12 protein-coding genes and 2 pseudogenes are annotated in these 12,303 nt (G+C 62.3%); 3 read left to right on the top strand and 11 right to left on the bottom strand.

Going from position 1 to position 12,303, the window contains the following annotated elements:
- Nucleotides 1-205: 205 nt before the first annotated feature.
- The 10 genes and pseudogenes from NKH01_RS21275 to NKH01_RS21230 form a co-directional block, all read right to left on the bottom strand.
- Nucleotides 206-409, bottom strand: a complete 204-nt coding sequence (locus tag NKH01_RS21275) for a hypothetical protein (protein ID WP_210003910.1) — start codon at nt 407-409, stop codon at nt 206-208.
- Between the two features lie 46 nt (nt 410-455).
- Nucleotides 456-614 (bottom strand): DUF1127 domain-containing protein, encoded by a 159-nt coding sequence (locus NKH01_RS21270; protein ID WP_353022220.1) that lies wholly within the window; start codon nt 612-614, stop codon nt 456-458.
- Between the two features lie 133 nt (nt 615-747).
- Nucleotides 748-1,113, bottom strand: a complete 366-nt coding sequence (locus NKH01_RS21265) for a DUF4242 domain-containing protein (protein WP_353022218.1) — start codon at nt 1,111-1,113, stop codon at nt 748-750.
- Between the two features lie 127 nt (nt 1,114-1,240).
- On the bottom strand, nt 1,241-1,957 hold the full coding sequence (locus NKH01_RS21260; protein ID WP_353022216.1) for a tetratricopeptide repeat protein: 717 nt from the start codon (nt 1,955-1,957) through the stop codon (nt 1,241-1,243).
- A gap of 82 nt (nt 1,958-2,039) precedes the next feature.
- Nucleotides 2,040-3,041, bottom strand: a complete 1,002-nt coding sequence (locus NKH01_RS21255; RefSeq protein ID WP_353022214.1) for a winged helix-turn-helix domain-containing protein — start codon at nt 3,039-3,041, stop codon at nt 2,040-2,042.
- A gap of 229 nt (nt 3,042-3,270) precedes the next feature.
- Nucleotides 3,271-3,680 (bottom strand): annotated as a pseudogene (locus NKH01_RS21250) (helicase HerA-like domain-containing protein); the annotation flags it as partial.
- Between the two features lie 30 nt (nt 3,681-3,710).
- Complete coding sequence (locus NKH01_RS21245) at nt 3,711-3,989, bottom strand: hypothetical protein (RefSeq protein WP_353022212.1); 279 nt, start codon at nt 3,987-3,989, stop codon at nt 3,711-3,713.
- Between the two features lie 243 nt (nt 3,990-4,232).
- The gene (locus NKH01_RS21240) at nt 4,233-4,592 is read right to left on the bottom strand and encodes a pirin family protein (RefSeq protein WP_352963919.1); all 360 of its coding nucleotides are present in this window, start codon (nt 4,590-4,592) and stop codon (nt 4,233-4,235) included.
- The gene (locus tag NKH01_RS21235; protein ID WP_353022210.1) at nt 4,589-4,972 is read right to left on the bottom strand and encodes a DoxX family protein; all 384 of its coding nucleotides are present in this window, start codon (nt 4,970-4,972) and stop codon (nt 4,589-4,591) included. The genes NKH01_RS21240 and NKH01_RS21235 overlap by 4 nt, the downstream gene beginning before the upstream one ends.
- A gap of 102 nt (nt 4,973-5,074) precedes the next feature.
- Entirely contained in the window at nt 5,075-5,632 is a 558-nt protein-coding gene (locus NKH01_RS21230) for an isochorismatase family protein (protein ID WP_353022350.1), read from the bottom strand.
- 168 nt (nt 5,633-5,800) lie between these two features.
- Here NKH01_RS21230 and NKH01_RS21225 point away from each other — a divergent pair.
- Nucleotides 5,801-6,683, top strand: a pseudogene (locus tag NKH01_RS21225) (LysR family transcriptional regulator).
- A gap of 188 nt (nt 6,684-6,871) precedes the next feature.
- Here the strand turns inward: NKH01_RS21225 and NKH01_RS21220 are convergent.
- Nucleotides 6,872-8,404, bottom strand: a complete 1,533-nt coding sequence (locus tag NKH01_RS21220; protein ID WP_353022208.1) for a helicase HerA-like C-terminal domain-containing protein — start codon at nt 8,402-8,404, stop codon at nt 6,872-6,874.
- Between the two features lie 276 nt (nt 8,405-8,680).
- On the opposite strand from NKH01_RS21220, the gene NKH01_RS21215 reads away from it, so the two are divergent.
- Entirely contained in the window at nt 8,681-10,123 is a 1,443-nt protein-coding gene (locus tag NKH01_RS21215; protein WP_352885408.1) for a methylmalonyl-CoA mutase subunit beta, read from the top strand.
- Entirely contained in the window at nt 10,120-12,243 is a 2,124-nt protein-coding gene (scpA, locus tag NKH01_RS21210; RefSeq protein ID WP_353022206.1) for a methylmalonyl-CoA mutase, read from the top strand. The genes NKH01_RS21215 and scpA overlap by 4 nt, the downstream gene beginning before the upstream one ends.
- Nucleotides 12,244-12,303: the final 60 nt, after the last annotated feature.

The following is a 12,303-nucleotide window of genomic DNA, read 5'->3' as shown; positions in this document are numbered from 1 at the left end:
GAGTATCACTTAACACTTGCCTGAAAGCAGATATCAGCTCAGCAAGGTCCGCACCGCAACTCAATGCCAATAACGGCACCGAGCAGCGCGCCGGCGGTGGCGACGATCGCGCTGCTTTCGTGATTTCGTGCCAAACGCCACTAGCAACTTGGAGCAGGCTGCAGTTGCATTCGACCCAACATTCAGCATGTCGACGAGCGTTGCTTCAGCTATAGCGAGACTTCAAAATGCGGCCAATCTGGACCAGATTCAGTAGCACAAAGAAGACATTCCAGCCGACGACGTTCATGAGCGGCGTCGGCTGGCTGTAGAAATACACGGCGAGGCAGATTGCGGCCGCTGTGGTGAGGATCCTCAACCGCAAAATATCCAAGGTGAAGTAGGCGACCACATACATGATGTTGGCCATGTTTATAAGAATTTCCATGTCTCTAGTTCCGTTTGATGGCGAGCACTCAGAAACGATCGTTTTTGAGGTGCTCTCGAACGGCGTAGGAGATCGCATCGCGGCGAATGCCCATATCCTTCAGGATATAGTCAGATAGTTCGTGCAAAGCCCTTTCGGCTCTGCGCGCCCTCAGCCCGATCGAAACGCGCTTTAGGTAGTGAAACATCGTTTTCTCCACTCGTCAGGAATCGCAGCGCCAAGGAATGCGGGCAGGCCGCTCTAAGCGCCGTTCTGTTCATTGCTTACTGGTTGGATGACGCTGCCTCACGTTGACCACGCGAGGCAGCGACTGGAGGTCGTCAGGCGGCCGCTGTCGAAATCGGATCGTTCCGAAGTATGACTGTGTCGGCAACCGCGTAGAATTCCTCCCCAGGCATGCCAACGCGCTTGGCGTGATCCCGGATGGCCTCACCGTCTTTGGCCTCGTAGATGCAGAAGGTGCCGATGCGCCCATCGGGTTCATGCACAACGTAACTGCGGATCCAACTGACCGTGCCCGACATCTGCTCCTTGGCGACCTTTGCGGATTTCGCGCCGGCGGCTTCGAGTTCCTGCAGAGATGCCCACGCGCTCGGGCGACGGATGACAAAGAGGTTCATGATTTTCCCTTTCACTTTCGCGCCGACCCTTCGCCGACGCTGCTGATTGCCATGCGGTGTCTGCATGGCTGGGAAACAAATACGTCTTGGGGGACTGATCGTCCTTATCCAGAGCTGATCTCTGGCTGATCTTTCCCGTCGTCGGCTGACAAACCTGATCGGCAGATAATCCGAGCAAGCAGGAGGGCAAGGGTCAAGCAGTCAGCGCTTGCATAGAACCGTCGACAGGCGACTGGCTATCTTGCGAAAGGCTATGGCGAAGCATTGCAACTTCCTCTTCCAATCGCTGCGATCCCAGGTGACGAGCCGATCTCTCGGCCGCAGTGATCTCCACCTTCGCCCCGCTAATGTCGCCCGAGTTCAGCAATGCCCTCGCTAACTGTAGCCGAACCCTCGCAGCGTGATAATCAACGCCTGCGCTCGTCCAGAGTTGCCGGGCCAGTAGCAGAAGCCGATTTCCGTTCGGATCGCTTGGTTCGCAAAGCGCAGCCTTGGTTTCGGCTATCAATGCCTGCGTGGCCGGCTGCCGCCAGCGTTCTGGCTGTGCATCTATTTCAGCGAGATAGATTGATGCCTGGGCTGAGCGCCCACCGCGCGCCGCTATGCAGGCCGCGTTCACCAACAGGTTTCCGCGTCGCTGAAGATGGAACCACGACATCCCCTGTAAAGCCCGATCAAGTGCGGCTAGCGCACCGTCCAGATCGCCAGTTTCGAACAACAGCAGGGCATTGCCCGGCTCCGCATCCCAGCCGAGTGCATAGGCCTGATCGTAGTCGGCGCGCGCCGCTGCGAGATCGCCGATCATGGCGAAGATATCACCACGGACGCGAAAGCCTTCGCCAAGCGACCAGGATTCCTCCGCAGAAAGTTTGGGAAGCGCCTCGTTTATGCAGGTGAGCGCCTCAGGCAATATCTGCTGCGCTGCGACGACTTCAGCACGATGAAGGTCACAGGCTCCTGATGTTTGTGCAAAACTTGCAGTGCACCAGCTTTCAAAGCCTTCGCTCCACTGGCGAGCACGCGGCCAGTCGGCAAAAGTCCTGCAACTCCAGAGGATATTGCAGTAAACCAAGCTGCCGGTGATGGGGTCGACTTGACTCGACAAACGCGATCGCCGCCGCATGGTTTTGCTGCTCGCTGCCCTCATCGATCTTGCCGAGGGCTAGATTGAAAAATCCCTTGTACGTCAGAGTCAGCGCTCGGAGGCCAGGATCTTCGCAATTTTCAGCTATCGCGTGAGCGGCTGACGCCAGTTGAAGCGCTTCCTCCGGGCGACCGCCCGACGATGCAAGGCGCGATCTCATCCAGAGCAGATATGATTGCGTACTATCGTCTTTCGATTGGGAAAGAAGGGATGCAGCACGTTCCAGCCATCCCTCTGCGACGGCATCTGATCCGCGCTCGGCCTGGATCTTTGCGAGTGTGACAGCGGATCTGGCGGCGCGAGCGAAGTCGGCGACCTCAACATGAGCCGCCACCGCGCGGGCCAGCACAGGGATCGCCTCGGTCGGCCGCCCGTCACATTCGACGACCAGAGCCCAAAGGTCGATATCCGCCGGAGAGAGAGCTTCAATATCTGCAAGATTGGCAAAGAGTTTTGCAGCCGCGCTCCAATCACGTGCCGCTGCCAGCCTGCGAGCCTCAGCAAGATCGTCGGCCCCTTGAAACGAGGCAGGCTGCAAATATCCCAGCCCCGGCTCATCGATGGCGAAGCGATAACCGTGGCGAACGTAGCTGTGTATCGCGTCCTGCAACCCCCCCGCTGCAAGCGCCTTGCGGGTGAGGCTGACTATGCGCTGAAGCGAAGCTTCAGTCACAATGACATCGGGCCAAAGAGCGTCCATCAGTTCGTCTTTGGGGACGACTCTGCCCGCGTTGCGGACCAGGTACACCAGCAAGTCAAAAACAAGCGGCTGGATTTTCTGCCCAACGCCGCTTAGCGAAAGCTTGCGAGCAGCTTCATCAAGTTCGAATTTTCCAAATGAGTGGTGCATCGCCTCCTTCCGGTGCAACAATCTACCTTATCAAGCTAAAACATGGGAGAGGCTTGATACGTGGGTGGCTTCATCTCGAACTCAAGTAGCCCGATCCTTGTGACCTGACCGTCCGCTCTCACCTGTCTAAGGCCAGAAGCCGTCCGTCCGCCAGCGGCCCATTTCGATCGTTCACTAATATGCATCGCCATGGCAGTTCATGGCGCGAAGCTGATATTCGCGCCCTGCCTCACCTGCCCCTAGACAGGCTACCCAGAATGCCCCGGACGATCGCCCGTCTGACCGACGAGCCAACCGAACGCACCACGGATTGGTCGCAGCCTCCGCCACCGTCTGGCGGTTGGAGGGGCGCGGCGCGCGGCGGCCGCCGGTCGGCTGGGGATCGTCATTGCCGAAGCCGGGAATAGTCCAGCGCGAGCGGCCTGCGTCCTGTTGCTGCGCCTGTGCCTCCTGGGCATCCCTGGCCTTTTTCTGCAGGATCTCGAAAGCCGATTCGCGATCGACGGTCTGGCCGTACTGTCCCGCAACCGGGCTCTCAGTGATCAGCTTGCGGCGCTCTTCGGGCGTGATCGGGCCAAGGCGCGAGGACGGCCGGTCGATCAGCGTCCGCTGCACCATGGACGGCGCACCCTTGGCTTCGCCGGGACCAGCGCCTGCGATCGGCGGTTCCTAGCGGAGCACCGGCACCGGTCCACTACTGTGTGGCGGCGGTTGCCGTTCGCGCTCAATCAGCTCCTTATGCAAATCCATGATATGCCGTTCCCCGGCCTTCAGCGCCTCTGCCGAGGTGTGAACCGAGTAGTTCCCTAGATGGAGCGAATGCGGGTGCGGTGCGGCGCTACCAATCACCAGCTTTGCATCGACCTCACCAGTCGAGCGCATCTCGATGGCGCGGTCGCTGTCGTCGAATATTATCATCTCGCCCGCCGACGCTGGCGCATCGAGCATAACCTCGCCGCTTGAAACCGCGAGCCATCCCGCGGTTTGGCCGGCGGGCGTTTCATACCGCCAGCTCTCGCCCGGCTTCAACGTCACGATGAGATAGTTGACGCCGGCCTGCGCGCGGGCGGGGCTCTGCTGCCCGTCATAGCGCCCAATGATGAGACGGGCGGGGCCGACTTCCGGAATGGAAGCGGCTTCGAGATACTGGCTCTCGGCATCCGCAAGTTCGAGGTCGGCAGGAAGCGCCAGCTAGAGCTGAAAGCCCTGGAGTCCCTTGGAGTGGCCCGCTCCCAATTCCTTGCCGTGCCAGACGCCGCGGCCGGCACGCATCCACTCGACACCGCCATAGCCGATATTGCCAGAGTTACCCTGGCCCTCATCGAAGCTCGCATCGCCTTCAGTGAAGACGGTCACAGTCGCAATGCCCGAATGTGGATGGAGGTCGAAGGGGCTCTTGCTGGAGTCCGCAAGCGAGAAGATGTCGAGAAAGACGAACGGCTTCAACAACTCGCCGAGGTCGCTCGGGCTCATGAGCCGGGTGACCGGCCCATGAACATGGCCGCGGGTACGATAAACGACCCGCCGCGAGGTAGTCACCGCCGCGCTCATGCCGACACCCGTTGCGTCAGCCCGAGCAACGCAAGAGTGCTGCCGCGATACGACCAGGCGATTACCAAGGACAGGGCCAGCAGCAACGCGGCAGGCGCGGGCGATCCCGGGACCACGGTGAGGTGGGAGATGATCGCGCCTATCATGGTCGCTGCGAGCACCAGGGCGGCAGGCCCGACAAACCGCGGGCTGAGCAGCAGGATTGCGCCGCCCACCTCGATCATACCGGTCGCGTAGCGGAACCACTGGCCCAGGCCGACATGGTCGAATACATCCACCATCATCTGCATGCCGATCAGCTTGAGGGTTCCGAAAAGGACGAAGGCAAAGGCGACGAGGCCGCGCAGGGCCCTCAAGATGATCCGCTGCCTGGCGGACATGCTATCGCTATTCATGGCTAGATCCTCTCGATAGGGAGAAAAGCGCCGCACGCCGGGGGCGTGCGGCAAGGGATGAAAGCAGGACGGCTCGCCGCCCGTTGGTCACGCGCTCACGAGCGCCTGGCCCTCGATGCTGTATTCCTTGAGCAACGTGCGCGCGGCGTTCGCGTGGGGTGTAGCCCAATCGCGGAACAGCTCGGTCACTAGCGCGAAGGCGGTATTGGGAACAGCGCCCGCGTGCGTCAGCCGATCAACCGCGGTCCGATGTGCGAGCTGCGACAGTCCGCCGACGGCATCGACGACGAACATGACGTCGTGACCGACCGCCAGTGCGTCGACCACCGGAAACGCAAGGCAGATCTCGGTGTACAGCGCGCCGAAGATGAGCCGCTTGCGGCTGGTCTTCGCGACAGCCTCGCGAAAGGCAACGTCCTCCCAGGCGTTCATCGACGTGCGGTCGATGATCTGGATGCCGGGCAGTTCGTCGAGGATGGATTGACGCGTCGGATGATTGACGCCCATCTCGACGCCGACTGTTGACAGGATGATCGGGACCTTGAAGGCCTTGGCCGCCTTGATCATCAGCCGCACGTTGAGGTCGATGAGATTGGCCGGGGTCTCGGAACGGACGGTGTCGAACATCTCTTTCTGGTAGTCGATGAGTATCAGGACATGTCCTCGTGTTTCCAGACGCCTTGCTGCTTAGTCATGGCATTTCCTTTCATCAGCGCTGGGCTACCTGCCCGGCTCGTCAGTATCAATGCCGTAGCTGGTCGAGGGACGATAGCCGTGCTAGGCTAGCCACGCCGTCTCAAAAAGTGGAACGCCATGTTCGATCTGGAAGTGCTGAGTACCTTCGTTGAGGTGGCTGATGCTGGCGGGGTATCCGCGGCTGCGCGCCGGCTTGGATTGCCGAAGTCGATCGTCAGCCGGCGGCTCCAACGGCTGGAGCAGGATCTTGGCGCGCAGCTACGCGCAGCTACTTGTCCGCACGACGCGCGGCGCGGCGCTGACCGAGGCAGGCGCCACCCTGCGCGAGCACGCCGTCCGCGCCATCTCCGAACTGGAGGCGGCCCGAGATTCGGTTTCGCCCGAAGGAGATGTGCGGGGCCGGTTGCGGATTGCGGCCCCGCTGAGCTTCGGCGTCACGCACCTTTGCTCCGTGCTGACCGAACTGGCCAGCCGTCACCCAAGGCTGCATGTCCATACAGCCTATAGCGACCGCTTCGTCGACCTTGTCGGTGAAGGCTTCGACGTCGGCATCCGCGTAGGTATTCTGGCGGACTCAAACCTGATCGCACGGCGGATCGCACCCTTGCGCGGGACGTGCGTCGCCAGTCCCGCCTATCTTGCTAAACATGGAACTCCCATGACACCGGACGACCTCGCCCAGCACGAATGCCTCTTGCAGGGCAACGAGACGTGGCGCTTCGTCGTGAGCGGCAAGACGATCTCGATCAGTCCGCGCGGACGCTTCAAGGCGGACAACGGCACCGCACTGTTGACGGCTGCCTTGGGTGGGCTGGGCATTGCCGCGCTGCCCGACTTCCTTACCGACGTGCCGATCGCGGAGGGTAAGTTGAGACAAGTGATGGCGGATTATCCCTCGCCGGAGGCTGGGATCTACGTGGTGCGGCCACCTGGCGGGACCGCACCCAGAAAGGTGCGTGCGCTGATTGACATCCTCATCGAGTGGTTCGGCGCCCGTTGAGCGTAATCGCTGCGATGGGTGGTAAAACCTGACGTTCGCGCTATGCGTGATGCCGGCCCGTTCTGGTCGTTGAGAAATGCATGTCCGAACGGCTACTTCTGGCATAGCCGCCGTCGGTTGCCCTCCAAATTTTCTGCTGTGCTTGATGCCAAGACAGCATTTGTCAAACTCGGTGGTCCGATGCTCCCTCACCGCCCCCTGGCCAAACTCCCCAGAATACCCCGCACGATCGCCCGTCCGACCGACGAGCCGACCGAGCGCACCACGGATTTGATCGCCGCCTCCGCCACCGTCTGGCGGTTGGAAGGCCGCGGCGCGCGGCGGCCGCCAGCTGGCTGGGGATCGTCATTGCCGAAGCCGGGAATGGTCCAGCGCGAACGGCCGCTCTCCTGCTGCTGCGCTTGTGCCTCCTGGGCGTCCTTGGCCTTTTTTTGCAGCATCTCGAAAGCCGATTCGCGATCGACGGTCTGGTCGTACTGTCCCGAAACCGGGCTCTCAGTGATCAGCTTGCGGCGCTCTTCGGGCGTGATCGGGCCAAGCCGCGAGGATGGCGGGCGGATCAGCGTGCGCTGTACCATGGACGGCACGCCCTTGGCTTCCAGCGTGGAGACGAGTGCCTCGCCGGTGCCGAGCTGCGTGATCACGGTTGCACAGTCGAAATCGGGATTGGGCCTGAACGTCTCGGCCGCCGTCTTGACGGCCTTCTGTTCGCGCGGCGTATAGGCACGCAGTGCGTGCTGCACGCGGTTGCCCAACTGCGCCAGCACCGTTTCAGGGATATCCAGCGGATTTTGCGTGACGAAATAAACGCCGACGCCCTTCGAACGGATCAGCCGGACCACCTGTTCGACGCGGTCGATCAGCACCTTCGGCGCGTCGTCGAACAGAAGATGCGCCTCGTCGAAGAAGAAGACCAGCTTCGGCTTGTCCGGGTCGCCGACCTCGGGCAGTTCCTCGAACTGTTCCGACATCAGCCACAGAAGGAACGTCGCATAGAGCCGCGGATTCAGCATCAATTTGTCGGCGGCGAGCACGCTGATAGCGCCGCGTCCATCACGCGTGGTGCGCATGATGTCGGCGATCCGCAATGCCGGCTCGCCGAAGAAATTGGCAGCGCCCTGCTGCTCCAGGACCAGCAGCGTGCGCTGGATGGCGCCGACCGAAGGTTTCGTCACATTGCCGTAGCGGGCGCCGATCTCTTCGGCGCGGTCGGCGATGTTGGCAAGCAATGACTGCAGGTCCTTCAAGTCGAGCAGCAAAAGGCCTTCCTCGTCGGCGATGCGGAAGGCGATGTTCATAATGCCTTCCTGCGCCTCGGAGAGGTTCATTAGCCGCGACAGAAGCAGCGGCCCCATCTCCGAGATGGTGGCGCGGATCGGGTGACCCTGCTCGCCGAACAGATCCCAGAAGATGACCGGAAATTCCTGGAACTCATAGGGATCGAGCTTGACCTGCTCGGCCCGCTTGACCAGAAAATCCTGCGCTGTGCCCATCATGGCGATACCCGACAGATCGCCCTTGATGTCGGCGCAGAATACCGGCACGCCGGCATTGGAGAAACCCTCGGCCAATATCTGCAGGGTCACCGTCTTGCCGGTGCCGGTCGCGCCGGTGACCAGGCCGTGACGATTGCCATATTGCAGCAAAAGCCGTTCCGGCCGCTGATAGCTGTCGTCCGGCTTGCGGCTGGCTCCCATGAAGATACTGGTGTCGTCGGCCATGTGTCCGGTCTCCGCAAACCTATAGGGTTGAATGCCCTGATCCCCTTGAAGAAAAGGGAGGCCCGCCGCAGGTATAGTGAGGCCATTGCGCAGCGACAATGGGCATCGTCGAAAATGGCTTTTGGAGCTTGCGGAACCTGCCCATGTTTGGCAATCGGTTGACGGTCACCGTCACGGAAGGCGAGTTGCACGGCATGTGTGCTGCATTGTGATATGGGACCGGGGACCGTAGACTGACATAGTAGGCTGACACGGCCACTAGAACGAGGAGAACGGATGGGCGCCGGTGCCTTGACCCATGATGCCGACCTTCCGAACGCCGACCGGCAACGATGGCTGGCGCTGGCGGAGAAAGCGCTGGCCGGCGGTTCCTTCGAGGAAAAGCTCGTCTCGCATACGGACGACGCCATCCGCATCGAGCCGCTCTACGAGCGTTCGGTCACCGCCGAGCCTGTCGTGCGCGCCAACCCGGGATCACCGTGGATCGTCAGCCAGCGTATCGACGATCCGGACATAGTCCGCGCCAGGGCACAGGCGCTGGAAGACGTCGCGCAGGGTGCTACCGGACTGTCGCTTGTCTTCGAAGGCGCGCCGAACGCCTTCGGCTATGGCTTGCCGAGGACGGCCGAGGCGCTGGAGGGCGTGCTCGACGGCGTGCCGCTCAACCGCATCCAGATCCGCATCGATGCCCATCCCTGGAGCCGCGCCGTGGCCGACTGGCTGGTGGCGTTCTTGACCAAGCGCCGCTCCGACCCGGCAAAGCTCAACCTCTCCTTCGGCATCGATCCGGCGGCGATATTTGCCGGGACCGGCAGGCTGCGCATGTCGATCGAAGCTTTGCAGGCATCGATGCCGCAGTCGCTGGCGCATTTCTTTTCGATGGGGGTGCCCGGCGTGCTGCTGGAAGCCGACGGGCGGGTGTTCCACAATGCCGGCGCAACCGAGGCGCAGGAGCTTGGCACGATGCTCGCCTCGGCAGTCTCCTATTTGAGGCTGTTCGAGAAGGCGCGCCAGCCGCTTGTCTATGCGGCGCCGCATATCGGTTTTGCGCTCAGCGTCGACCAGGACCAGTTCGTGTCGACGGCCAAGGTCAGGGCGTTACGGAGACTGTGGGCGCGTGTCCAGGAGGCCTGCTCGATACCGCCCTCCACCGCCAGCATCCATGCCGAAACCTCCTTCAGGATGATGACGGCGGCCGACCCGGAAACCAACATCCTGCGCACCACCATCGCCGCTTTTGCCGCTGCCGCCGGCGGAGCGGATTCGATCGCCATCCTGCCGCATACCATCGCGCACGGCCTGCCCGCGGGTTTTGCACGCCGCGTTGCCCGCAACGCGCAACTGATCATGGCCAATGAAAGCCACATCGACCACGTCGCCGATCCGGCTTGCGGTTCGGGCGCCGTCGAAGCCCTGACTGCGGAGCTCTGCGCGGCGGCCTGGCAGGAGTTCCAGCAGATCGAGGCGGAAGGCGGCGTGCTGACCAGCCTCGAACAAGGCCACGTCCAGAGACGCGTGCAGGCAGCTTCCGCCCGCCGCAACGCTGCCTACCAGGCGGGCGAACGGGCGATCGTCGGCACGACGCTGCACCCGTCGAAAACCGAGCGTCCGGTCGAGACGCTGGCGGCGGAGCGGCGGCCAGCCTTCACCGAAGGCGTTGCGGTGTGCGAGCCGCTGTTTCCGATCCGCATCGATCAGTCGATCGGAGCCGTACCATGATCCCCGATTTCAGCCAGATCGGCTGGTCGCCGCCACGGCGGGCGCCGGTCGAGGTCAAAGGCCAGCGGATGACGCCGGAAGGCATCGCCGTCAAGCATCTCTACAACCAGGGCGATCTCAAGGGCTTGCCGCATCTCGATACCTATCCGGGCCTGCCGCCCTTCGTGCGCGGCCCCTATCCGACGATGTATGTCCAGCAACCCTGGACGATCCGGCAATATGCCGGCTTCTCGACGGCCGAAGAGTCCAACGCCTTCTACCGGCGCAACCTTGCCGCCGGCCAGAAAGGCCTGTCGGTCGCCTTCGATCTCGCCACGCATCGCGGCTACGACAGCGACCATCCGCGCGTCGCCGGCGATGTCGGAATGGCCGGCGTCGCCATCGATTCCATTCTCGACATGCGCCAGCTGTTCGAGGGCATCCCGCTTAACGAGATGACGGTATCGATGACGATGAACGGCGCGGTGCTGCCGATCATGGCGCTCTACATCGTGGCGGCGGAGGAACAGGGCGTCGCGCAGAAGGACCTCACTGGGACCATTCAGAACGACATCCTGAAAGAGTTCATGGTGCGCAACACCTACATCTATCCGCCAAAACCTTCGATGCGGATCGTGTCGGACATTTTTTCCTACACGTCGAAGCATATGCCGAAGTTCAATTCGATCTCGATCTCCGGCTACCATATGCAGGAGGCGGGTGCGACGGCGGATCTCGAGCTCGCCTACACGATTGCCGACGGTATCGAATATGCCCGCGCCGGCGTCGCGGCCGGCCTCGACATCGACCGTTTCGCGCCGCGCCTCTCGTTTTTCTGGGCGATCGGCATGAATTTCTTCATGGAAGTCGCGAAGCTGAGAGCAGCGCGCCTTTTGTGGGCCAGCCTGATGCTGAAGAACTTTTCGCCGAAGGACGAGCGCTCGCTGTCGCTGCGCACCCATTGCCAGACTTCGGGCTGGTCGCTGACGGCGCAGGACCCCTACAACAACATCATCCGCACCATGATAGAGGCCATGGCGGCGACTCAAGGCCACACGCAGTCGCTGCACACCAATTCCTTCGACGAGGCAATGGCGCTGCCGACCGATCATTCGGCCCGCATCGCCCGCAACACACAGCTCATCCTGCAGAAGGAATCCGGCACGACCCGGAGCATCGACCCGTGGGGCGGCTCGGCCTATGTCGAGCGGCTGACGCATGATCTGGCGGCGCGCGCGCTCGCCCATATCGAGGAGGTCGAGAGCCTCGGGGGCATGGCCGCGGCGATCGAAAAGGGCCTACCGAAGCTGCGCATCGAAGAGGCTGCCGCGCGCACCCAGGCGCGCATCGATTCCGGCGAACAGATCGTGGTCGGCGTCAATGCCCACCGTCCCGGCACGGACATCGAAGTCGACGTGCTGAGGATCGACAACGCGGAAGTCAGGGCGCGGCAATTGTCGAAGCTGCAGCGGCTGAAAGGCACGCGTGACGTCGCCGCCGTCGAGAGCGCGCTCGATGCGCTGACCCGTGCTGCCGGGAGTAACGAAAACCTGCTGGAATTCGCCATCCGGGCGGCGCGCGCCAATGCCACGGTCGGCGAGATTTCGCTGGCGCTGGAAAAGGTCTTCGGCCGCCATGTCGCCTCGGTGCAGACGATCTCCGGCGTCTATCGCAACGCGCTTGGCGACAATCCGGTGGTCGACCGGCTGCAGGACAAGGTCGTAGCGTTCGAGGAGAAGTCCGGCGGCAAGCCGCGTATTCTGGTCGCCAAGATGGGGCAAGACGGCCATGATCGCGGCCAGAAAGTGATCGCCACCGCCTTTGCCGATCTCGGCTTCGACGTCACCGTTGGGCCGATGTTCCAGACGCCGGACGAGATCGCCAAACTGGCGGTCGAGCATGACGTGCACATCGTCGGCGCCTCGTCGCTGGCGGCAGGACATTTGACGCTCATTCCCGAACTCAAACAGGCGCTGAAGAAGCTCGGCCGCGACGACATGCTGATCGTCGCCGGCGGCGTCATCCCACCCCAGGATTACGATGCAGTCCGGCAGGCAGGCGCCACTGAGATATTCCCACCCGGCACAGTCATCCCCGAAGCGGCGGACCGGCTGATGGACCGGCTGCTGCAGGCCGGCTGACGCCTTGTTATAATGTCTGTTGCAACGAGAAACGCGCTGAGTCGTTGCAACGGGATATCT

Origin of the sequence: Mesorhizobium sp. M1403, assembly GCF_040317695.1 — a bacterium.
Classification (GTDB): domain Bacteria; phylum Pseudomonadota; class Alphaproteobacteria; order Rhizobiales; family Rhizobiaceae; genus Mesorhizobium.
The sequence above is the reverse complement of the archived record's forward strand: the minus strand, read 5'-3'. Positions and strand labels throughout refer to the sequence as shown.